The organism is Paracoccus alkenifer (assembly GCF_900108405.1).
Taxonomy (GTDB): domain Bacteria; phylum Pseudomonadota; class Alphaproteobacteria; order Rhodobacterales; family Rhodobacteraceae; genus Paracoccus; species Paracoccus alkenifer.
Genome location: NZ_FNXG01000002.1, coordinates 406,315 through 429,172, shown reverse-complemented (window position 1 = coordinate 429,172; position 22,858 = coordinate 406,315). Strand labels below are relative to the sequence as shown.

Below are 22,858 nucleotides of genomic sequence, written 5' to 3'. Positions count from 1 at the left end.
GGTAACACCGGTTGCAAGGAAACGCCATGCAAGAGCCAGCGCCCCCCGATTCTGCGCCCCCCCATTCCGCCCCGGTGGTGCTGTTGATCCGCCCGCAAGAGGCGGCCGAGCGCTTTGCCGCCCAGATCGCGCCCATGGGACTGCGCGCGCTGATCTCGCCGATGCTGCGCATCGTGCCGGTTCCCCATGACGCGGCGGCGTTGCAGGCGGCGCGGGGGCTGGTGTTCACCTCGGAAAACGGGGTGCGGTTTGCCGGGCCGGGGCGGGGGCGGCCGGCGTGGTGCGTGGGGCCAAGGACGGCCAAGGCCGCCGCCGCCGCCGGTTATGACGCCATCACCGGCCCGGGGGATGCGGCGCGGCTGATCCCGCTGATTTCCGACCTTGGCCCAGGCTGGCTGCATGCGCATGGCAGGCATCTGGCGGCAAGGCTGCCGGTGCCGGGGGTGGTGGTCTATGACCAGCAGGCGCTGCCGCTGTCCGCGCAGGCCCGCGCGCTGCTGGCGGGGGACGGGCCGGTGATCCTGCCGCTGTTCTCGCCCCGCTCGGCGCGGCTGGCGGCACAGGCGGTGGCGCCGATTTCCGCCAAGGGACCGCTGCCGCCCCTGCGGCTGATCGCCATCAGCGAGGCCGCGCGCATCGCGTGGGACGCACACTGGCCCGGCCCCACCCTGCCTGCCGTCGTGACCGATACCCCCGATGCCGAGGGCGTGCTGCGCGCGCTGGCCCCGCCGTCGGTGGAACGCAGCGACATCGCGGCGGGTTGAGCAGTTCCACCGGCCCGTCTAGGTTTGGCGCGAACGCGCCGCAAGCGGCGCCACTCGCCAAGGATTTAGACCGTGCCGCGGGCCCGCCCCCGGATTGAGCCCCAAGGACTGCAAGGATTCGCCGCGCCATGACCAAACGCCCCGACGCCGCCCCCACTTCGGAAACTCCGGCGACTGCGGCCGCGCGGGGCACGCTGGTCCCCTCGCACCCGACAGGCGACGGGCGCAATGCCGCCGCCGCACCGCGCGAGCCCTCGCCCCCCATCGAATCGACGCTGGTCGGCGATGGCGGCACGCTGGACGCAATGGCCCCGCGCCCGAGCGCCGCAAAGGACGCGCCGCTGCGGCTGGAGCCTGCGATGGGCAGCAGCGTCCCGCCGGTCGCGCAGAGGAAAAACGGCAGCGAAGCCAGCGGCGTGTCAGACGGCGACGAGAAAGACAGCGACGGGAAAGACGGCGACACGCCCCCGAGCCACGACCCGGAACCGCCGTTCCAGCCGCAGCCGGCATCCCCGACCGCGCCGCCGGTCCCGCCTGTCGTGCCCGCACCGCCCCCGGCACCCGCCCCGGGGCGCGGCGGTTTTGCGCCCATGGTTCTGGGCGGCATCATTGCCGCGGGGCTGGGGGCCGGGGCCGCGTGGTTCGTCATCCCCCGGCTGCCGGCGCAGCTTCAGCCCGCGGCCTCGGCCCCCGCAGCGGACCCTGCGGCCGTGACCGAGGCCGCGCGGGCCGCCGCATCTGACGCGGTTTCGGCCGCGGTGCAGGACGAATTTGCCCGCAGTGGCGCCGAAATCGAATCGCGCGCCATCGCCGCCGCGCGCCAGGCCGCAGCCGAGGCCGCGGCCACCGCCGCCGACGCGGGGCTTGCGCAGGCGGTGGACGGCGACGCGCTGCTGGAACAGGCCCGGCAGGCCGGGGCCGAGGCCGCGACCCAGCTGCTGGCCCAAGCCCCCGCGGATACGGGCGCCGACCCATCGGTCCAGACCGCGCTGGCCGCGCAGGCACAACGTCTGGCCGCGCTGGATCAGGCGGTCGAGGAACTGCGCGCCCAACCCCGCGACCCGGCCGAAACCGCCGCCCCGACGGGGATCGAAACGCAGGTTTCCGCGCTAGAACAGCGGCTTGAAGAACAGGCCGCGACGCTGGAATCGCTGGCCGGACGCGCCTCGGTCGATCCGGCCGCGCTTGAGCGGCTGGCCGCCGACGCCGAGGCCGCGACCGCCCGCATTACCGCGGCCGCCGAACAGGCCGAGGCGCGGCTGGCGCAGGCCGAATCGCGCGCGGACGAACTTGCGGCCGCCGCCGAACAGGCCGCCCGCCGCGCCCGCGCCTCGTCTGCCGCGGTGGCGCTGGCCGAGGCGTTGCAGACCGGCGCCCCCCGCCAGCAGGCGCTGGGCGCACTGGCCGAGGCCGGGGTCGAGCCATCGCCCGCCCTGACCGGAGATCTGCCCAGCCCAGACGGGCTGGCCACAGGATTTGCCCCCGCCGCCCGCGCCGCTCTGCGCGACGCGCGGGCAGCCGAACCCGCGCAGGGCGCCGGCCGCGCCATCGGCAATTTCCTGCGCGCCCAGACCGGCGCCCGCTCGGTCGCCCCGCGCGAGGGCACGGACGCGGATGCGGTGCTGTCGCGCGCGGGCGACGCCGTGCAGCGCGGCGCCTTTGCGCAGGCGCTGGACGAGCTGGCCACCCTGCCCGAACCCGCACGCCCCGCCATGGCGGAATGGACCGCGCAGGCGCAGCGTTTCGTCGCAGCCCAGCAGGCGCTTGGGGCGATGATCGCGCCCGACGCCGCCCCGGCGCACGACCCCGCCCCGGACGACTCCGCGCCAGATGCCCCGGGGACCGCCCTGCCCCCAGCGCCCCCTTCTGACATGCCCGCGCCCGCCGCTGCCGCCCCATCAAACTGAGGTCACCGAAGATGCTGTTCACGCTTCTCAAGGTCACGTTTTTCTTTGGCGTCGTTCTGGCGGCGGCGCTGGGGGCCGTGTATCTAGCCGAACACGGCGCACCGCTGATCGTCCAGTTCAACGGCGTGGAATACACGCTGGGGCCGGTGCAGGCCGCCGTCGCCGCCATCGTCGCGCTGTTTCTGGCGTGGCTGGCGGTGCAGGTGCTGCGCATCCTGTGGGCCTTTCTGCGCTTTCTGGCCGGCGACCGCACCGCCATCGACCGCTATTTCGACCGCTCGCGCGAGCGCAAGGGCTACAAGGCGCTGGCCGAGGGGATGCTGGCCGTCGCCTCGGGCGAGGGGCGCGCCGCGCAGGCTCAGGCGCAAAAGGCCGCGAAATACCTGGACCAGCCGCATCTGACCAACCTGCTGGCCGCGCAGGCCGCCGAGACCGCGGGCGACGCCAAACACGCCGAACAGGTCTATCGCACCATGCTGGCCGACCAGCGCACCCGTTTCGTCGGGATCCGCGGGCTGATGCAGCAGCGGCTGGCCATGGGCGACACCGCCACCGCGCTGCGGCTGGCCGAAAAAGCCTATGCCCTGAAGCCCGCCCATACCGGGATGCAGGACGCGCTGCTTGAGCTGCAAACCCGCGCCCATGACTGGAAGGGCGCGCGCGGCACCATCAAGGACAAGCGCCGCCACGGGCTGTTGCCCAAGGACGTGGCGATTCGCCGCGATGCGGTGCTGGCGCTGCAAGAGGCGTCCGAGGTGCTGGCGCAGGGCAATTCCATCAGCGCGCGCGAGGCCGCGATCAGCGCCAACCGCGCCTCGCCCGATCTGGTGCCGGCGGCGGTGCTGGCCGCGCGCAGCTATCTGGCGCAAAAGGATCCGCGCAACGCCGCGCGGCTGCTGCAAAAGACCTGGGCCGCGCAGCCCCACCCCTCGCTTGCCGCCGCCTATGCCGAGATCGAGCCGGACGAGACCCCGGCCCAGCGGCTGCGCCGTTTCGGCGAGCTGATCCGCCAGAACCCCGACCATCAGGAATCGCGGCTGCTGCAAGCGGAACTGGCGCTGGCGGCCGAGGATTTCCCCGCCGCCCGCCGCGCGCTTGGCGACCTGGCCGAGACGCAGCCCACGGTGCGCTCGATCGCGATCATGGCGGCGGTGGAACGCGGCTCGGGCGCCGACGACAGCGTGGTGCGGGCGTGGCTCGCGCGCGCGATGAACGCCAGCCGCGGCCCGCAATGGGTCTGCGAGAACTGCCACAACATCATGTCGGAATGGTCGCCGGTCTGCGACAGCTGCCACGGCTTCGACACGCTGAGCTGGCGCGAGCCGCCGGTCGCCGCGCGCATGGCCACCGCCGGCAACGGCGTCGAGATGCTGCCCCTGATCATCGGCCGCGCCGGGGCCGCAGATCAGCCCGCCGCTGCACCGGCCGTCCTCGCCCCCGCAGTGGTGGCGGACGCAGGCAGCGCGCCCGAACCCCCTGCCGCACCGCCCCCTGCCGCACCGACCCCGCCCGAGCCGCCGAAAGCAAGGGCCGCCGCGACCCGCCCCGGCTATATCCCGCGCGAATCGGACTATGCGCCCTCGGTCACCCTGACCCACCGCGAGGCACCGCCCCTTGTCCCCGCCCCGCCGCCCGCACCCACACCGCAGGCAGCGTCGCCGATCACCCCACCCGGCGACGGCATCGACGCAATCCCCATGCCGCCGCCGGTCACCAAGACCGGCGCGACCACCTTCGCACCGCCTGTGGAACAGCAGGCCACCGCCCCGACCACGCCTCCGGCACCCGGCAACCCACCCGTCCGCCCGGATGTCGAGCCACCCGAGGCCGCAACGGCCACGGAATCACGCTGACCCCCTTTCCCTGCCCGCGCGAAGGTGCTAACTCGCGCGGGTCAGGCCGCAGTAGCTCAGCTGGTAGAGCACATCATTCGTAATGATGGGGTCGGGGGTTCGAGTCCCTTCTGCGGCACCAATTCTCTTGATTTTACTGGACAATGTCAGCCTCTTGGGTGGACAGTGTTCATTCTGGCCCACCCTTCAGCCCACCTCTCGGGGTTTGTTTCGCGGCGCTGAACGTGCTGGTGTTGCGCGGCACCAGCTTTGGCCAAAAATCGCACCAGCTTTGTCCAAAGAGTTTTTCGCACTCGCTGTCAGGCTCCGGCCCCGCTTCGGCAAACCTGACAGCCAGGGCCGCCTCTTGCCGACCCTTGCCGTGAGGATCACGACCACGGCTGCCACGGCCCCTGCTGCCAGACGCCGACGGCCCAGTGGCCCAGCAGCGTGGCGGCAACCGTTTCGCGCCACGGGACGCCTCGCTCGGGCTGCGGCTCGTCCGGCAGACTTCGTCCCGGCCCCAATGCAAGACGCGGCGGCGCCCCTCGGCTATCCCCGCAGCACGCGGTAGATGACCGGGATCACCAGCACCGTCAGCAGCGTTGACGAGGCCACCCCGAACAGCAACGAGATCGCCAGCCCCTGAAAGATCGGGTCGGCCAGGATCACCGCCGCCCCGATCATCGCCGCGATCCCGGTCAGCAGGATCGGCTTGAAGCGGATGGCCCCGGCCTCGATCAGCACCTCGGTCAGCGGACGGTCCTCGCGCGGGGTGTGGCGGATGAAATCGACCAGCAGGATCGAATTTCGCACGATGATCCCCGCCAACGCGATGAAGCCGATCATGGATGTCGCCGAAAACGGCGCCCCGAACAGCCAGTGCCCGATCATGATGCCGATGAAGGTCAGGGGCACCGGCGTCAGCACCACCAGCGGCAGCTTGAACGAATGGAACTGCGCCACCACCAGGATGTAGATGCCCAGCAGCGCCACCATAAAGGCCGCGCCCATGTCGCGAAAGGTGACCCAGGTGACCTCCCATTCGCCGTCCCAAAGCAGCGTGGGCGTGGATTCGTCGCCCGGCTGGCCATGCAGGCTGATTTCCGGGCGCGGCAGGTCGGTCCAGTCCTGCGCATCAAGCGCGTCATGAACGGCAAGCATACCGTAAAGCGGCGCCTCGAAATCACCGGCGAGTTCGGCGGTCACCATCTCGGCCGCGCGGCCGTTGCGGCGAAAGATCGGCAGCGAGGCGCGTTCCTCGACCACCTGCACGACGTCGCCCAGTTCCACCACGCCGCGGTCGCCGGGCAGGACATTGGCCGGAATCGGCGTGGTCAGGAACGCCTCGTCCATGACACGGGCCGATTTCGGGCGCTCGATGCGGATCGGGATCGGGGGGCGGCCCTCGCCACGATGCGAATAGCCGACCAGCGCGCCCGCGTTCAGCAGCCCGATGGTGTCCAGAACGTCGCTTTCCTCGACATGAAAGAATTCCAGATCATCGGTCGAGATGGTGGCGCGCAGCTTGCGCGGCGCGGTGCCCCAGGAATTGTCGATATCGACGATGAAGGGGACGGATCGGAAAGCCTCCTCGACCCTTGCCGCGACCTCGCGCCGCGTGGCGGCGTCGGGGCCGTAGATCTCGGCCAGCAGGGTCGCCATCACCGGGGGACCGGGCGGCGGCTCGACCACCTTTAGCACTGTGCCATCGGGCATGGCGGCCGTGCGCAGGCGTTCGCGCATGTCCAGCGCAATGGCATGGCTGGCGCGGTCACGATCCGCCTTGGGCGCAAGGTTCACCGCCACATCGCCCAGCTGCGGCTGGTTGCGGTGGAAGCTGTGGCGCACCAAGCCATTGAAATCAAAGGGCGCGGCACTGCCGGCATGGGTCTGGACCGAGCGCACCTCGTCCATGCCCAGCAGAATGCGCGCGACCTCTTGCGCGACGGCATCGGTATCCTCGACCGAGGCACCCTCGGGCAGGTCGATCATCACCGCCAGCTCGGACTTGTTGTCAAAGGGCAGCAGCTTGACCGTGACGTGTTTCGTATAAAACAGCGACAGCGAAGCCCCGGTCAGCGCCAGAACAAAGGCCAGAAACAGCCAGCCCCGCGCCTTGCTGGCCAGAAGCGGCCGCGCGACACGGGCATAGGCACGCCCCAGCCGCCCGCCGCCATGCGCGGCCTCGGCGTGGGCAGTCATCGGCGCGCGGCCGGCGATCTTCATCATCAGCCAGGGCGTGACCATGACTGCGACGAAGAACGAAAAGATCATCGCGGCCGAGGCATTGGCCGGAATCGGGCTCATATAGGGGCCCATCATGCCGGATACGAACAGCATCGGCAGCAGGGCCGCGACCACGGTCAGGGTGGCGACGATGGTGGGGTTGCCGACCTCGGCCACGGCGTCGATGGCGGCTTTCGCACGCGGGCGACCGTCATTCATCGCCCAGTGGCGGGCGATGTTTTCGATCACCACGATAGCGTCGTCGACGAGGATGCCGATGGAAAAGATCAGCGCGAACAGGCTGACCCGGTTCAGCGTATAGCCCATGATCCAGGACGCAAACAGCGTCAGCAGGATGGTGACTGGAATGACGACGGCGACAACCAGCGCCTCGTGCCAGCCGATTGCCAGCCACACCAGCGCGATGATCGAGATGGTGGCAAGGCCAAGGTGGAACAGCAGCTCATTGGCCTTTTCGTTGGCGGTCTCGCCATAGTCGCGGGTGATCTCGATACCGATGTCGGCGGGGATCAGGCTGCCCTGCAATTCGGCAACGCGGTCAAGGATGGTCTCGGCCACGGTCACCGCGTTCGAGCCGGCGCGCTTGGCCACGGCCAGCGTGACCGAGGGCACGCGCTGCGGGCTGCCGTCAGCAGCGCGGGTGACGGTGGTGACCATCGCATCCGCGGTATCGGTCGCCAGCGTCACATCGGCCACGTCGCGCAAGTAAACCGGGCGGCCGTCGCGGGTGGTCAGCAGCAGGTTGCCGATAGCCTCGGGCGTGGCGAGTGTTTCACCTGCAACCAGCATGATCTGCTGGCCCTGATCGCGCACAAGCCCGGTGGGAAAGGCGCGGTTGGCGCCCTGCACCTTGCCGGACAGCTGCTGCAACGTGACGCCGTAAAGCGCCAGCCGCGCCGGGTCGGGGTCGATGCGGATGATCTCGTCAGTGGCGCCGACCAGATAGGTCAGGCCGACATCCTGGATCTTGGTGATCTCGGTCTGCAATTGCCGGGCGATGCGGGTCAGGTCGCTGGCGGCGATGCTGTCGCCCGCCGCAGGGGCAAGGGTCAGCGACACGATCGCCACATCGTCGATGCCGCGCCCGACGATCAAGGGTTCCGGGATGCCGGCGGGGATGCGGTCCATGTTGGCACGCAGCTTGTCATGGACCCGCAGCACCGCCGTATCGGCCGAGGTGCCGGTCAGAAAGCGCGCGGTGACCAGCACGCCGTCGTCCTGGGTCTGGGAATAGACGTGTTCGACCTCGTCGATGCCCTTGACGATCTGCTCCAGCGGCTCGGTGATCAGCTTGACGGCATCGGGCGCCTTCAGCCCCGGCGCCATCACCTGGATGTCGATCATCGGCACGGAAATCTGCGGCTCTTCCTCGCGCGGCAGCGCCATCAGCGCGATCAGCCCAAAGGCGAGCGAGGCGATCAGCAGCAGCGGCGTCAGCGGCGAGGCGATGAAGCCCCGGGTCAGCCAGCCCGCCATGCCCAGCCGTGGCGCGCTGTCGCCCGGGGTGGAATCGTCGTGGTGGTTGCCGTTCCGAGAGGGTTTGAGTGTCATGTCAGGGCACCAGAACCATGTCGCCTTCGTGCAGGCCGGTCAGGATCTCGACCATGGCGGCGCCGTCCAGCGTGACCGTGGCGCCGGGAACCACGCTGCGGTCGACCTCAACCTCGCCCTTGCGGATGCGCAGGAAATCCAGCCCGGCGCGCCGGATCAGCGCCGATTGCGGCACCAGCAGCGCCTGCCGGCTGCCCACCGGCACCTGCACCAGCACGCGGGCATCGACGAATGTCGCGTCCAGCCCCTCGACCTCGACATCGGCGATGACGCGCCCCTGTTCGATCTGCGGGTAAAGCTTGACCAGCCGCCCCGGGATCACCGACCCGTTCGAGGTGGTTTGCAGCTCTGCGCCCTCGTGCAGATCGGCGGCGTGGCGTTCGGGGATGGCAAGTCGCAGGAAAAAGCCGCCGCCGGCGATGGTGGCCACCGGCTCGCCGCCCATGATGACGGCATCGCGGGTCACCGGCACGGTCAGCACGCGGCCGGCGACGGGGGCCAGAACCTCGCCCTCGTCGGATTGCTGTAGGGCGACGGCGCGCTGCGCCTGCGCCGCGGCGATCTGGTTCCGGGTCACGCTGACGTCGGTTTCCAGCTGCTCCAGCCGCTGCGCGGTGGACACGCCACGTTCGACCAGCGAACGGCCGCGCGTCAGTTCCGCCTCGGCCCGTTCAAGCTGCGCCTCAAGCGCGCGCAGCTGCGCGTCGATCGCGTCGATCTGAAAGCTGATCTTGTCGTCGCGCACCAGCGCGATGCGCTGGCCCGCCGCGACGGTATCGCCCTCGGTCACCGACAGTTCGACCACGGTGCCGCCGATTCGCGCCCGCGCCGGGACAAGATCGCGCGCCTCGACCCGGCCATAGACCGGCTTCCACTGCGCGATCTTGTGCGGGGTCATCGCCAGCGGTTCGGCGGCGCCGGTCGCGATCGGGGCCGCGGTGGCAAGAAGGGCGGCGATCAGCAGCGGGCGCATGGGGCGGGTCTCCTGTTCAGGCGTTTCGCGATTGAAATCCCAGCTTTTGCAGTATCTTGACCGCTGGGCAGATGCCCGTAAAGGCCGATTGCAAAAGATTGGCGCCGATAAACAGCGTCAGCCAGACGAAATGCGGCGAAACCCACGCGGTCAGCGCGACCGAAACGAGGACCATGATGCCGGCAAAGGCGCGGACAGCGTTTTCAAGTGTCATGTGCGATTCCTCCTGATCGAGTGCAGTTGTCAATGTGCGCATGTTTGAAGATATAAACAAGGAACAGTCATCCGCCCGCGATGTCTTGGGTGCGTCCGTCGGCGGGCACAGGCAGCGCGGCCCGGGCAAAGTTCTATTCGCACACCGTCGCGGGGCCGGTTGCAGCGCGAACCCTTGCCCCCCGCCCCCCGCGAGGCCCATAACTCGGGCCGACCATGCGACGGGAACCGCCATGCATCTGACGAACCGCATCTTCGACGAGCTGCAACCGGGCGACACCGCCTGTCTGCGCCGGCTGATCACCGCCGACGATCTTTACGTGTTCGCGGCGGCCTCGGGGAACTACAACCCGATGCACCTGCCGGGCGAGGATGGCGACGGCGACGGGATCCCCGACGAATTCGCGCCGGGGATGTTCATCGCCTCGCTGCTGTCGGCGGTGCTGGGCACGCTGCTGCCGGGGCCGGGGACGCTGTATCGTTCGCAATCACTGCAATTCCACGGCCACGCCCGCGCCGGGGACGAGGTGGAAAGCCGCCTGACCGTGGTCGAAAAACACGACGACGGCACGGTGACCATGCGCACCGAGGTGACGCGCCCGGCCGACGGCGCGCTGATCCTGACGGGCGAGGCGCTGGTGATGGCGCCGCGCCTGCGCTTTGACCGCGACGACATCGAGATCCCGGGGCTGATCGTCCAGCGCCACCGGCATTTCGAGGCGCTGCTGGAACGCGCCCGCGCCCTGCCCCCCCTGCGCACCGCCGTGGTCGCCCCCGAGGACGAGCGCTCGCTGTCGGGCGCGCTGCTCGCGTGGCGCGAGGGGCTGATCACCCCGATCCTGATCGGGGACAAGGCGCTGATCGCTACGGCTGCGGGCGACGAATCGCTGGCGGGTGTCGAGATCATCGACGAGCCCGACCACGAAAAAGCCGCCGCCCGCGCCTGCGCGCTGGTCCACGAAAGCCGCGCCGCCGCGATCATGAAAGGGCATCTGCACACCGACCAGCTGCTGCGCCCGATGGTGGACCGGCAGACGGGGCTGCGGGTCGGCAAGCGCCGGCTGACCCATGTCTTCGTGATGGACGTGCCGGGGATGGCGCATCCGATCATGGTCACCGATGCCGCGATCAACATCGCCCCCGACCTGCGCACCAAGGTCGATATCGTGCAGAACGCCATCGACCTGGCGATCTCGCTGGGGTCGCAGCAGCCGCTGGTCGGCGTGCTGTCGGCGGTCGAGACGGTCAATCCCGACATCCAGTCCTCGGTCGATGCGGCGCTGCTGTCCAAGATGGCGGATCGCGGCCAGATCACCGGCGGGCTGGTCGAGGGGCCGCTGGCGATGGACAACGCCGTCGACCTCGCCGCCGCCCGCACCAAGGGGCTGCGCTGCGAGGTGGCGGGCCGCGCCAATATCCTGGTCGCGCCGGGGATCGACGCGGGCAACATGCTGGCCAAACAGCTGTCCTATATCAGCCACGCCGAAAGCGCCGGGCTGGTGCTGGGCGCGCGGGTGCCGGTGATCCTGAACTCGCGTTCGGACAGCGCTATGTCGCGGCTGGCCTCTTGCGCGGTGGCGGCGCTGCATCACGCGCGGCTGAGCGGGGGGCGGCCATGACCACGCCGGCGATCCTGACCCTGAACGCGGGGTCGTCCTCGCTGAAATTCGCAATGTATCACGCGCAGACCGAGGCGCTGCTGGCCCGCGGGCAGGTGGACCGGATCGGCCCCGATGCAACGCTGAGCATGAAGGACGCGGACGGCGCGGCGCTGCCGGTGGCGCCCGGGCCGCTGTGCAACCACGACGACGCGGTGGCGCAGGTGCTGGCCAGCCTGCGCGGCGCGTTCCCCGATGCCCGCGCCATCGCCATCGGGCACCGGATCGTGCATGGCGGCATCTTTCACGACCGCCCCGTGATGCTGGACGCGGCGATGCTTGACGAGCTGCGCGCGCTGTCGCCATTCGCGCCGCTGCACCAGCCCCACAACCTCGACGGGGTGCGCGCCGCGATGGAGGCTTATCCGGGCGTGCCGCAGATTGCCTGTTTCGACACCGCATTCCACCGCAACCAGCCCTTTGTGAACGACACTTTCGCCCTGCCCCGGCGCTTCTACGACCGGGGGGTGCGGCGCTTTGGCTTTCACGGGCTGAGCTATGAATATGTCTCGGGCGAGTTGGCGCGCATCGCGCCGACGCTGGCGGCGGGGCGGGTGGTGATCGCGCATCTGGGTAACGGCGCCTCGATGTGCGCGGTGCAGCACGGACGCTCGGTCGCCTCGACCATGGGGTTTTCGGCACTGGACGGGCTGCCGATGGGCACCCGCTGCGGGCAGCTGGACCCCGGCGCGGTGCTGTATCTGATGCAGCAAGAGGGCCTGCCCCCCGACGAGATCGCCGATCTGCTTTACACGCAATCGGGGCTGCTGGGGCTGTCGGGAATTTCCAACGACATGCGCGAGCTTGAGGCGTCGGACCATCCCCACGCGCGCGAGGCGATCGACTATTACGTGTTCCGCCTGCAACGGGAACTGGGCGGGATGGCGGCCGCCATGGGCGGGGTCGATGCGCTGGTGTTCTGCGGCGGCATCGGGGAAAACTCGCGCCTGATCCGCGCGCGGGTCTGCGAGCGGACCGAGTGGATGGGGATCGAGTTGGACCACAGCCGCAACCAAGACAACGCCCCGGTGATCTCGACCGCGTTTTCACGCACCACCATCATGGTGATCCCGACCGACGAGGAACTGGTGATCGCCCGCGCCGCGCGAAAAATGATCGGCGCCTGAGAACGGCGCCGCCGGAGCGGGGGCCAGCCCCCGCACCCCCGGGATATTTCCACACCAAAGACAGAGCTGCGAGCGCGCTTCGGGCCCTGACCCGACAGAGGCGTCACTCTGCCCAAATATCCGCCGCACGCGGTAGCCCTCGGCACGCCGGGGGAGCCATGTGCAGGCTTCTTTCTGGCCCAAATACCCATTGCGACGGCGCCGGAAACCCCGCGCCGCCTGTCGGGAACCTCAGCCCGCCGCCACCGCGTCCAGCGCGCGGGTCAGCCGTGCCACCGTCCCGTCCACGTCCTTGAGCTTGTCCAGCCCGAACAACCCCAGCCGAAAGGTCGAGAAATCCTGCCCCTCACCCACCTGCAACGGCACGCCGGCGGCGATCTGCACGCCTTGTTCCACGAACTTGCGCCCCGAACGGATATCGGGGTCGTCGGTGTAGCTGACCACCACCCCCGGCGCCCCGAACCCCTCGGCCGCGACCGAGGCAAAGCCGCGTTCGGCCAGCAGCGCCCGCACCTTGCGGCCCAGTTCCCACTGCGCTTCGCGCGCGGCCTCGAACCCCATTTCACGGGTTTCCACCATCGCGTCGCGCAGGTTCAGCAGCGCGTCGGTCGGCATGGTGGCGTGATAGGCGTGGCCGCCGTCCTCATAGGCCTGCATGATCGCGCGCCATTTCTTCAGGTCCAGCGCGAAGCTGTCGGAATTGGTGGCCGCAAGCCGTTCCGCCCCGCGGGCCGAAAACATCACCATCCCGGCCGAGGGCGGCGCGCTCCAGCCTTTTTGCGGGGCCGAGATCAGCACGTCGACCCCCAGCGCCTGCATGTCGACCCAGATCGTCCCCGAGGCGATGCAGTCCAGCACCATCAGCCCGTCGTGTTCATGCACCGCCGCCGCCAGCGCCGCGATATAGTCGTCGGGCAGGATCAGCCCGGCCGCGGTCTCCACATGCGGCGCGAACACCACCGAGGGGCGGCTGCTGCGGATCTCGGCCACCACATCCTCGATCGGGGGCGGCGCATAGGCGGGACGGGGGGCGTTCCCTTCGGGCCGGGCGGGCTGCACGATGGCGGTGCCGTCGAAACCCGCGGTCTCGATGATCTGGCTCCAGCGAAAGCTGAACAGGCCGTTGCGCACGATCAGCGCATCCGATTCGCGGGCGAACTGGCGGGCCACCGCTTCCATCGCATAGGTGCCGCCCCCGGGGACCAGCGCCACGCCTTGCGCGTTATAGACCTCGCGCGCGATGGCAGAAATATCGCGCATCACCTGCTGGAATTTCTGCGACATGTGGTTGAGGCTGCGGTCGGTGAACACCACCGAGAATTCGGCCAGCCCCTCGGGGTCGACCTTGCTGTGACCATCCGCGCGCAATCCCGACATCTGCGTTCCCCTTGCATGTGACCGGGCAATCCTAGCCGCGGATGCGGGGCTGTGCCAGCACCCCCACGGCCCCTGCGACCTTGGGCGGGCCGCTTTCCCCGGCCCCCCTTGCGGCAACCCTGCCCGCGCGCCTAACTTGGGTGCGACAGCACCAGGAAAGACCGCGATGCGCATCGGCATCCTCAAGACCGGGCAGCCGCCCGGCGAAATCCGCGCCGAACACGGCGATTACGACGACATGTTCGAACGGCTGCTGGCCGGGCGCGGCTTCGATTTCACCAGCTACCACGTCGAGGCGATGCAGTTCCCCGCCTCTGTCCACGACGCTGACGGCTGGCTGATCACCGGCTCGCGCCATGGCGTGTATGAAGATCACCCCTTTATCCCCCCGCTTGAGGATTTCATCCGCCGCGCGGTGGCGGCCCGGGTGCCGCTGGTCGGCATCTGTTTCGGCCACCAGATCATCGCGCAGGCGCTTGGCGGGCAGGTCGGCAAGCACCCGGCCGGCTGGGCAGTGGGCGCGCAGGATTATGATTTCGGGGACGAGACCATTTCCCTGAACGCCTGGCATCAGGATCAGGTGGTGACCCCGCCCGAGGGGGCCGAGGTCGCCGCCCACAACGCCTTTTGCGCCAATGCCGCGCTGATCTACGGCGACCGCGCCTTTACCGTGCAGGCCCATCCCGAATTCCGCGACGACTTCATCGAAGGGCTGATGGCGCATCGCGGCGCCGCGATCCCGCCGGCGCTGCTGGATGCCGCGCGCGAGCGGCGCGGCCGCGCCGACCCCTCGCCCATCACCGACCGGATCGAGGCGTTCTTTCGCCACAGCCGCCCTGCGCCATGAAACTGGCCCCGTGACCCCCGCGCCCCCTAGGGCGCCCAACAGCGAAAGCCGGCCAGCCCGGCGGAAAGTTCCCATGTCAGACTGGCTGACGAAAATCCCCGAAGCGGCGCGCGACTACATCGCCGGCCGCAGGCTTGACGAGGTCGAGTGCATCGTCCCCGACATCGCCGGCGTCGCCCGCGGCAAGGCCATGCCGGCGTCGAAATTCGCCCGGCAGGAAAGCTTTTTCCTGCCCAACTCGATCTTTCTGCAAACGATCACCGGGGAATGGGCCGACAACCCCTCGGGCGCGTTCACCGAACCCGACATGGTGCTGGTGCCGGATTTCGACACGGTGTCCGCCGCGCCATGGACGGCGGATGTGACGTTGCAGGTCATCCACGACGTGCTGGACCAGCAGGGCAACCCGGTGCCGGTGGCGCCGCGCAACGTTCTGAAACGCATCGTGTCGCTATATGCCGAACGCGGCTGGCGGCCGATCGTGGCGCCAGAGATGGAGTTCTTTCTGGTCGCCCGCAACATCGACCCCAACCAGCCGATCCAGCCGCCGATGGGGCGGTCGGGGCGGCGGGCGGCGGCGAAACAGGCGTATTCGCTGTCGGCGGTGGACGAATACGGCAAGGTGATCGACGACATCTATGATTTCGCCGAGGCGCAGGGATTCGAGATCGACGGCATCCTGCAAGAGGGCGGCGCCGGCCAGGTGGAAATCAACCTCGCCCACGGCGATCCGGTCGCGCTGGCCGACGAGATCTTTTATTTCAAGCGCCTCATCCGCGAGGCGGCGCTGCGCCACGACTGTTTCGCCACCTTCATGGCCAAGCCGATCGAGGGCGAGCCGGGGTCGGCCATGCACATCCACCACTCGGTGCTGGACGCTGCGGGGCGCAACATCTTTTCCGACGAGCAGGGGCGCGAGACCCCGGCCTTCATGCATTTCATCGCCGGGATGCAGGCGCATCTGCCCGCGGCCATCGCGCTGCTGGCGCCTTATGTGAACAGCTATCGCCGCTATGTCCCGGACTTTGCCGCCCCGATCAACCTGGAATGGGGGCGCGACAACCGCACAACCGGGATCCGGGTGCCGATTTCGGGGCCGGTGGCGCGGCGGGTGGAAAACCGGCTGGCGGGGATGGACTGCAACCCCTATCTGGGGCTCGCGGCCTCGCTGGCCACGGGTTATCTGGGGCTGATCCAGCAGGAAAACCCCCGCGCGGAATGTCTGGGCGACGCCTATATGTCGCAGGACGAGCTGCCCACAAACCTTGGCGACGCACTGGACCTGATGGTCGAATCCGACCCCATGCGCGAGGTGCTGGGGTCCGAATTCGTCGATGTCTACGAATCGGTCAAGCGCAACGAATACAAGGAATTCCTTCAGGTCATCTCGCCCTGGGAACGCGAACATCTGCTGCTGAACGTCTAGGCAGCCGCACCGCCCCCCCGCCCGGCCCCGTGCCCGGCCCCGCCCCTGCGTCCATTCACCGCTTGCGATACCGGGCGCGGGGTGGCAAGGGGCGGGCATGACCCAGACCGATCAAGACCCCGCCCCGCAAACCGCGCCCGCCCGGAACGGCAAGGTCGCCATCGTCACCGGCGCCTCGCGCGGGCTTGGCGCGGCGCTGGCGCAGCTGCTGGCGGCGCGCGGCCATCACGTCGTGGCCGTAGCCCGCACCGTCGGCGCGCTTGAGGAACTCGATGACCGCATCCGCGCTGCGGGCGGCGCGGCGACGCTGGCGCCGATGGACATCACCCAGCCCGCGGCGATGATCCAGCTGGCGCAGGCGGTGCTGGACCGCTGGGGCGGCTGCGACCTGTGGGTCCACGCCGCGATCCACGCCACGCCGCTGTCGCCCGCGCCCCATGTCGACCCCAAGGACATGGATCGCTCGGTCGCGGTCAACCTGCTGGCCACCCACGGGCTTGCGGTGCTGTTCGAGCCGCTGCTGCGCGCGCGCGCGGGCACGGCGCTGTTCTTTGACGACCCGCGCGGAGGCCAGCCGTTCTTCGGCGCCTACGGCACCACCAAGGCCGCGCAGATCGCATTCGCCCGCAGCTGGCAGGCCGAAAACCGCAGGCTCGGCCCCAAGGTGGTGATCGCCGAGCCACGGCCGATGCCGACCGCGCTGCGCTCGCGCTTTTACCCCGGCGAGGACCGCGCCCCCCTCATCCCCTGCATGACCGAGGCGGAACGGATCCTGGCGGAACTTTCCCGATAAACCGGCGCCGCAGCCCCAAAGGCCGCGGCTTTTTCTTCATCACGAAAATATCCCGGGGGAGTCGCGCAACGCGCGACGGGGGCAGCGCCCCCACTGCCCCGCCACGCCGATCACAGATCGTAGATCGCGCCGAACTTCTCTTCCAGATAGGCCAACAGCGGCTCGGGCGTGACCGGCCCGCCGACGGCGCCCTCGACCAGCTCGCCCGGCTCGAACAGCGCGCCGTGGCGGTGGACGTTCTCGCGCAGCCACTCGGCGGCGGGGGTGGCGTCGCCGTCCTCAAGGCTGTCGTCCAGATCGGGGACCGCCGCGCGCAGCGCCTGATGCAGGGCACCGGCATAGACGTTGCCCAAGGCATAGGTGGGGAAATAGCCGAACAGCCCCACCGACCAATGCACATCCTGCAACACCCCGTTCGAGGGCTTGTCCACCGCTACCCCGAAATCGCGCAGGAAGCGGGCGTTCCACGCCTCTTCCAGGTCGTCGGCGGACAGGCGGCCGGCGATCAGCTCGCGCTCAAGGTCGAAACGCATCAGAATATGCAGGTTATACTGCACCTCGTCGGCCTCGGTGCGGATATAGCCGGGGGTGACCCGGTTCACGGTGCGGTAGAATTCATCCGCATCGGTGATCGACAGCCCGCCCACCATGTCGCCCATGCGCGCATGCAGCCAGCCGGTAAAGGCGCGACTGCGCCCCAGCTGGTTTTCAAAGATGCGGCTCTGGCTTTCGTGAACCCCCATCGAGACACCGCGGCCCAGCGGCGTAAAGGCGTGGTCCTGGTCGATCCCCTGTTCATAGCTGGAATGCCCGACCTCGTGGATCGTGGAATAGATGCAGTTGAAGGGGTCGGTCTCGACGATGCGGGTGGTGATGCGGCTGTCCTGCCAGCGCCCGCTGGAAAACGGATGCACGGCGATATCCATCCGCCCGCGCGTCCAGTCATAGCCGAAACCGGTGGCGCAGGCGCGTGCCAGCCGCAGCTGGGTTTCCTGCGCGAAACGGCCGCGCAGCGGCTCGGGCTGGCCGTCGGCGTCCAGCACCGCCTCGCGCAGGGCGACCAGCCGGGGGCGCATGGTCTCGAACAGCCCGGCGATCTGGGACTGGGTGGCGCCGGGTTCGTAATCGTCCAGCAGAGCGTCATAGGGATCGCCGTTGCCGAAACCGGCGGCGACCAGCGCATGGGCCTCGTCCTGTTTCAGGCTCAGGATCTGGTCCAGCAGCGGCATGAAATCCTCGGGCGCCTCGCTGGCGCGGGCGGCGGCCCACACCCCCTGCCCCAGGCTGGTCTGGCGGGCGATCTCGGTCGCCAGCTCGGCCGGCACCGCGCCGGCGCGGGCAAAGTCGCGGGCGACCAGCGCAAGAATGCGTTCCTCGGACGGCGATTGCGGCACCGCGGTTTCCAGCCATTCGCCGATGCGCGGATCGGTGCGGCGTGCGTGCAGCATCGCCTCCATCGCGGCGGTTTCCTCGGCGCGCTGCTCGGTGGCGCCGCGGGGCATCACGGTTTCCTGGTCCCAGACCAGCCGCTCGGCCACCGACGACAGCGCCTCGGTCTGGCGCTGGTATTCCAGCAACTCGTTCATCGCGGCGTTTTCGGAAATCATCGGATCGTCCCCCGGACGCTGGTTTCAAAAGGATAGCGCGCGTGATGACGGGCGCGGATGATCAGGACGAACAGGGCCACCGCGCCGACCTGATGGGCCAGCGCCTCGCCCAAAGGCGCGCCGTGGATCACGGTGACAATCCCCAACGCGATCTGCAAGCCCACCGCCGCGATCATCGCGGTAAAGGCGCCCTTTGTCACCGGGTGGGGCGAGCGGCGGGCGCGCAGCCACACCACCACCGCGAACACCGCCAGCAGATAGCCGACCATGCGATGAGTGAACTGCACGGTGGCGGCGTTTTCAAAGAAATTGCGCCAGCCCAGCCCCGCGTCCCAGATCGCGGCGGGGATCCATTCGCCGCCCATTTTCGGCCAGCCGGTATACTGCCGCCCGGCGTCGATTCCGGCGACCAGCGCCCCCAGCAGGATCTGGACAAAGGCCAGATGCATCAGCCCGGTGGCCATGGAAAACAGCTTGGGCTCACCTGCCCGGCGGGCGCGCAAAAGCTGCGCTTCCGGCCGCGACAGTTGCAGCACCTGCCACGCGATCAGGCCAAGAATGGCAAAGGCCAGCCCCAGATGCACCGCCAGCCGGTAAGAGGCGACCGCGGTCATCCCCTCGACCAGCCCGGAGCTGACCATCCACCAGCCAACCGCGCCCTGCAACCCGCCAAGCCCGCCCAGCACCAGCAGCCGCGGCGCCCAGCCCGCCGGCATCCGCCCCGAGACCCAGAAAAACAGAAACCCCAGCCCCCAGACCAGCCCGACCGCACGGCCCAGCTGCCTGTGCGCCCATTCCCACCAGTAGATGCGCTTGAACCCGGCAAGCTCCATCGTGGGGTTGTCCGCCTGGAACTGCGGGATCGCCTGATACTTGGCGAACTCGGCCTCCCACGCGGCCTGGCCACTGGGGGGCAGCGCGCCGGTGACGGGTTTCCATTCGGTGATCGACAGCCCCGATCCGGTCAGCCGCGTGGCGCCCCCCAGCGCGATCATTGCCGCGACCAGCACGAACAGCGCCACCAGCCAGATGCGGATCGCGCCGCGCGCGCCCTTGGGGCGGGCGTCGATCATGCCGCCCGCCTGCTGCGGCGAGGGCGCGGTTTCGCCTGACATTTCCTGAAAGATCGGGCGCTTGGCCATGGCGGGGCCTTTCGGTGGTTTATACGACGGGATGCAGGAACCGGGGCGCGGAACGCGGCCGGACATTGGCGGCGACAGCGCAAAAGGTCAATCGTCGCGCGGCTTCCACGTCAGTTGCCGCACCACCCCGTGCAGGATCTGCACATCCGCCCGCATCAGCGGCATCCGCGACCACAGGTTGCGCAACGCCAGCCGCATCGAGGCCCCCTTGTCGGGCGGGAAAAAGAACCGCGCGTGATCCAGCCGTTCTTCCCAGTGGTCGGCCAGTCGGTCGATTTCCAGCCGCGTCGCCGGCACCTCGCCGGGCGGGCGCCGGCCGGGCGGGGCGGGCTGCGAGGGCAGCGCCTCGCGCGCCCATTCGTAACCCAGCAGCAGCACCGCCTGCGCAAGGTTGAGCGAGGGGAAATCCGGGTTCACCGGCACGGTCACCACCGCACTGGCCCGCGCCACGTCGTCGTTTTCCAGCCCGGCGCGTTCGGGGCCAAAAATCAGCGCCACACGGCGGCCCCCGGCGGCGATCTGTCGCGCCTCGGCCATGGCGCTGGCGGGGGTGTGGACGGTCTTGGTCAGCTCGCGGCCGCGGGCGGTGGTGGCATAGGCGTGGTGGATCTCCTCCATCGCCTCGGCCAGCGTGGGAAACACGCGCGCCCGGTCCAGCACCTGCCCCGCCGCCCCCGAGGCCATGGCCACCGCGCGCGGGTTCGGCCAGCCGTCGCGCGGCGCCACCAGCCGCATCTCGGTCAGGCCGAAATTCAGCATGGCGCGGGCGGCGGCGCCGATGTTTTCCCCCATCTGCGGCCGCACGAGGATCACGACCGGCTGCAAGGGCGCGGGTTGGGCGCTTTGCGACATGAGCTGCGCCCTAGCGCGCGCGCGGGGCGCAGGCAAGCGGTGGATTGCGTCAGGGCCGGGGCAGCCCCGCGACATTCCCCTCGGACAGATCGGCCAGCGAATCGTGCATCAGCTGGATGACATAGGGCGCGTTATGGGCATAGGCGCCGGGATCCTTGGCGACGAACTGATAGTTATAGGCCGCCTTGAGCAGCCGCGGCGTCCACGAGGCATATTTGTTCGGCCCCTGCGCCTCGGTGTCGCTGATCGCGCCGTCCCCGTCGCCGTCGTTGAAGAAATACGGATGCGCATGGGCGTGATAGCCGATCGGGGCGCCCGCCACCTCGGCTGCATAGGCGCGGATCGCGGCCAGCAGGCGGTCGTGCAGGGCCGCGATCTCGGCCGCGATGCCCTCGGTCACGTCGCCGTTGCCGTCGTAATCGACCTTGCCCTTGCGGATCGAGGCCAGCGATTCGCGCCCCGTCACGCCTTCGTGGCAGGCGGCGCAGGGTTCGGTCTTTGGCGCCACCGTGTGCAGTTCGTGGCAGGTGATGCAGCTGTTGAACGGCGCCGGGTGGTTGCGGGCCGAGGCATAGGCGCGGCCCGGATATTCATAGCCGCCGCGCGCCAGCGTGCCCATCAGCGTGGCCCCCGCGGCGCGATAGTGGATGTTGATGAATTCCAGTTCCGGCACCACCGCATCTTCGTCCTGCCCGGCCACCGCGGCATCGACCATGCTGCCCGAGCTCCGCCCCTGGTGGCAGGTCATGCAGCGCGCGTCCGAGCCAAGGTTTTCCACCCGCAGGGTCGAGGGAAAGGTGACCGAGGTCATCATCCGCGCGGTCTCGTTGTGACAGGCCGAACAGCCGATCACCGAACCTGTCGGGGCCTTTTTGTCGACCACCCAGGGCGTGCTGCCATCGGCGCCGATATAGTCGAGAAACCCGGGCGTCGAATGGCAGCGCGCGCAGGCCTCGGGGATCTCGCCCTGCTCGTTCCAGTTGTTGAAGGCCGGCGCATCGGCCTTGGCATGGGGCGACTGCGCCCAGTCGTGATAGAACGGAACCCGCGCGACCGGCATCATCTGCGGCTCGCCCCCGGGCTGCTGCGCGGCGGGTTGTTGCTGCTGCTGCGCGGCGGCGGGCATGGGCTGGGCCAACAGCGCCAGCACCAGCAACGCCAGCACCAGCAACGGCAGCACCCGCAGCGGCAAGGCGCACAGGCGCAACAGCACGCCCGGGCGGGGCGTGAGGTCTGGCTTGGTCATCTTCCTTCTCCACCTTGGCGGGACGCCGGGATGCGGCGACACTGGCTGGACGTGAATGTCAAAGATCGTTGACGCGGATCGTGGACGTGGCTTCCTGCCACCCAGCCTAGGTCCGTGCAGCCGCGCCGCGCACCCGGACATGTTGCCGCAGGCGCCCCGCCCGCAGCGGCTAAAGCCGGCCGGCCAGATAGTCGCGCAGGACCACGGCCTGATTATGCTCGCGGTCCTTTGCCCAGAACAGCAGCGTCACCGGACCCTTGCGACACCACTCCAGCGCGCGCGCGACGGCATCGGGGTTGGCGTCCAGCTCGGCGCGGTAGCGGCGGCGGAACTCGGGCCAGCGCGCGGGGTCGTGGCCGAACCACTTGCGCAGCCCGGTGCTGGGGGCGATGTCGCGCAGCCAGTCGTCCGGTTGCAGCTCGGCCTTGGGGATCCCCCTTGGCCAGATCCGGTCCACCAGCAGCCGCGCACCGACCATCGCCTCGGCCCCGTCCGACACTCGCGCCAGATGGATTTCGGCGCCCCTGGTCAAGCGCCCTCCGGCCCCTGCCCCAGCAGGTCCAGCGACTTGATGGAATGTGCGAACGCCGCACCGGCGCGCATCTCGGCCGCGACCCAGATCGCCTCCATGATCTGGGCGTCGCTGGCGCCGGAATGGCGGGCGCCCTTGACGTGACCCTCGATGCACCAGGGGCATTGAGTGACATGCGCCACCGCCACCGCGATCAGCTGCTTGGTGCGCTTGTCCAGCGCCCCATCCGCGAATACGGCCTGCGAAAACGCCTTGAAGGCATCGTCCATAGCCGGGGCCAGCTCATGGCGGCGGCGGGCGATTTCAGGGGTCGATTTGGGAAAGTGAATCTCTGACATGACACACCCCCTATTCGCGCCAATAGCCGTTGGCGGCGGCAATGGTCGCAAACCAGGTCGCGGCCACGCCCGACACGCCGATCAGGCTTTGCGGGTCATGCGCATAATTGGGGCGCAGCTTGTGCAGCGTGTCCTTGTCGGTCTGGGTGGTGGTGACGGCCTTGCGCGCCATGGTGATCGCCAGGTCGAACCCCGCCTGCGGGCTGTCGGTGATCAGGCTGGCCAGCCACGGTTCGGCCGCGGCATCAGGTGCGGGCTGGGCGGTATCCTGCGCAACCGCCGGCAGCGCCAGCGCCAGGGACACCGCAAGCATCGTCAGGAACTTGCGCATGGAAAGGACTCCTTTTTTCCGGGAAAAACAGGGGATCACCCTGTTCACGGAAACGTCAGAGCCGCGCTTTCGTTCCCTTCCCGCCGAAACAG

19 protein-coding genes and 1 tRNA gene are annotated in these 22,858 nt (G+C 69.3%); 9 read left to right on the top strand and 11 right to left on the bottom strand.

The window, feature by feature from the left end; genetic code table 11:
- Positions 1-26: 26 nt before the first annotated feature.
- The 4 genes from BLW83_RS06210 to BLW83_RS06195 all read left to right on the top strand — a co-directional run bounded on the left by BLW83_RS06210 (position 27) and on the right by BLW83_RS06195 (position 4,645).
- Complete coding sequence (locus BLW83_RS06210) at positions 27-764, top strand: uroporphyrinogen-III synthase (RefSeq protein ID WP_090846692.1); 738 nt, start codon at positions 27-29, stop codon at positions 762-764.
- Between the two features lie 128 nt (positions 765-892).
- Positions 893-2,671 (top strand): COG4223 family protein, encoded by a 1,779-nt coding sequence (locus BLW83_RS06205; RefSeq protein ID WP_090846690.1) that lies wholly within the window; start codon positions 893-895, stop codon positions 2,669-2,671.
- Between the two features lie 11 nt (positions 2,672-2,682).
- Positions 2,683-4,524: a heme biosynthesis protein HemY gene (locus tag BLW83_RS06200; protein ID WP_090846688.1), complete on the top strand. Its 1,842-nt coding sequence runs from the start codon at positions 2,683-2,685 to the stop codon at positions 4,522-4,524.
- Between the two features lie 45 nt (positions 4,525-4,569).
- A tRNA-Thr gene (locus tag BLW83_RS06195) sits at positions 4,570-4,645 on the top strand.
- A 410-nt stretch (positions 4,646-5,055) separates the two neighbouring features.
- Here the strand turns inward: BLW83_RS06195 and BLW83_RS06190 are convergent.
- The 3 genes from BLW83_RS06190 to BLW83_RS06180 are packed head-to-tail and all read right to left on the bottom strand — an operon-like array spanning position 5,056 to position 9,533.
- Entirely contained in the window at positions 5,056-8,304 is a 3,249-nt protein-coding gene (locus BLW83_RS06190) for an efflux RND transporter permease subunit (protein ID WP_090846686.1), read from the bottom strand.
- Position 8,305: 1 nt separating this feature from the next.
- Entirely contained in the window at positions 8,306-9,277 is a 972-nt protein-coding gene (locus tag BLW83_RS06185; protein WP_090846684.1) for an efflux RND transporter periplasmic adaptor subunit, read from the bottom strand.
- A 16-nt stretch (positions 9,278-9,293) separates the two neighbouring features.
- The gene (locus BLW83_RS06180; RefSeq protein ID WP_342707503.1) at positions 9,294-9,533 is read right to left on the bottom strand and encodes a YgaP family membrane protein; all 240 of its coding nucleotides are present in this window, start codon (positions 9,531-9,533) and stop codon (positions 9,294-9,296) included.
- Positions 9,534-9,723: 190 nt separating this feature from the next.
- On the opposite strand from BLW83_RS06180, the gene BLW83_RS06175 reads away from it, so the two are divergent.
- Both BLW83_RS06175 and BLW83_RS06170 read left to right on the top strand, forming a co-directional pair.
- Positions 9,724-11,109: a bifunctional enoyl-CoA hydratase/phosphate acetyltransferase gene (locus tag BLW83_RS06175; RefSeq protein ID WP_090846682.1), complete on the top strand. Its 1,386-nt coding sequence runs from the start codon at positions 9,724-9,726 to the stop codon at positions 11,107-11,109.
- Positions 11,106-12,275 carry an acetate/propionate family kinase gene (locus BLW83_RS06170; RefSeq protein WP_090846680.1) on the top strand — a complete coding sequence of 390 codons (1,170 nt, stop codon included), beginning with the start codon at positions 11,106-11,108 and terminating at the stop codon, positions 12,273-12,275. The genes BLW83_RS06175 and BLW83_RS06170 overlap by 4 nt, the downstream gene beginning before the upstream one ends.
- 231 nt (positions 12,276-12,506) lie before the next feature.
- Here the strand turns inward: BLW83_RS06170 and BLW83_RS06165 are convergent, their stop codons facing one another.
- Complete coding sequence (locus BLW83_RS06165; RefSeq protein ID WP_090846678.1) at positions 12,507-13,652, bottom strand: aminotransferase class V-fold PLP-dependent enzyme; 1,146 nt, start codon at positions 13,650-13,652, stop codon at positions 12,507-12,509.
- Positions 13,653-13,818: 166 nt separating this feature from the next.
- Here BLW83_RS06165 and BLW83_RS06160 point away from each other — a divergent pair, with 166 nt between their 5' ends.
- From BLW83_RS06160 to BLW83_RS06150, 3 genes are all read left to right on the top strand, one after another.
- Positions 13,819-14,499, top strand: coding sequence for a type 1 glutamine amidotransferase (locus BLW83_RS06160; protein ID WP_090846676.1), 681 nt, complete (start codon positions 13,819-13,821; stop codon positions 14,497-14,499).
- Positions 14,500-14,572: 73 nt separating this feature from the next.
- A complete protein-coding gene (locus tag BLW83_RS06155; protein WP_090846674.1) occupies positions 14,573-15,925 on the top strand; it encodes a glutamine synthetase family protein in 1,353 nt (450 codons plus the stop codon).
- A 97-nt stretch (positions 15,926-16,022) separates the two neighbouring features.
- Positions 16,023-16,718, top strand: a complete 696-nt coding sequence (locus tag BLW83_RS06150) for an SDR family NAD(P)-dependent oxidoreductase (RefSeq protein ID WP_090846672.1) — start codon at positions 16,023-16,025, stop codon at positions 16,716-16,718.
- Between the two features lie 110 nt (positions 16,719-16,828).
- Here BLW83_RS06150 and BLW83_RS06145 read toward each other — a convergent pair whose 3' ends face one another.
- The 7 genes from BLW83_RS06145 to BLW83_RS06115 form a co-directional block, all read right to left on the bottom strand.
- The gene (locus BLW83_RS06145) at positions 16,829-18,304 is read right to left on the bottom strand and encodes a carboxypeptidase M32 (RefSeq protein ID WP_245728651.1); all 1,476 of its coding nucleotides are present in this window, start codon (positions 18,302-18,304) and stop codon (positions 16,829-16,831) included.
- A gap of 17 nt (positions 18,305-18,321) precedes the next feature.
- Positions 18,322-19,467, bottom strand: coding sequence for a heme A synthase (ctaA, locus tag BLW83_RS06140; RefSeq protein ID WP_090846668.1), 1,146 nt, complete (start codon positions 19,465-19,467; stop codon positions 18,322-18,324).
- Between the two features lie 87 nt (positions 19,468-19,554).
- Entirely contained in the window at positions 19,555-20,319 is a 765-nt protein-coding gene (locus tag BLW83_RS06135; RefSeq protein ID WP_090846666.1) for an RNA methyltransferase, read from the bottom strand.
- Between the two features lie 49 nt (positions 20,320-20,368).
- Positions 20,369-21,565, bottom strand: coding sequence for a polyheme membrane-associated cytochrome C (locus BLW83_RS06130; RefSeq protein WP_218139084.1), 1,197 nt, complete (start codon positions 21,563-21,565; stop codon positions 20,369-20,371).
- A 169-nt stretch (positions 21,566-21,734) separates the two neighbouring features.
- Entirely contained in the window at positions 21,735-22,097 is a 363-nt protein-coding gene (locus BLW83_RS06125) for a DUF488 domain-containing protein (RefSeq protein WP_090846664.1), read from the bottom strand.
- Entirely contained in the window at positions 22,094-22,435 is a 342-nt protein-coding gene (locus BLW83_RS06120) for a carboxymuconolactone decarboxylase family protein (protein WP_090846662.1), read from the bottom strand. The genes BLW83_RS06125 and BLW83_RS06120 overlap by 4 nt, the downstream gene beginning before the upstream one ends.
- A 10-nt stretch (positions 22,436-22,445) precedes the next feature.
- Positions 22,446-22,766, bottom strand: a complete 321-nt coding sequence (locus tag BLW83_RS06115; protein ID WP_090846660.1) for a hexameric tyrosine-coordinated heme protein — start codon at positions 22,764-22,766, stop codon at positions 22,446-22,448.
- Between the last annotated feature and the right edge of the window lie 92 nt (positions 22,767-22,858).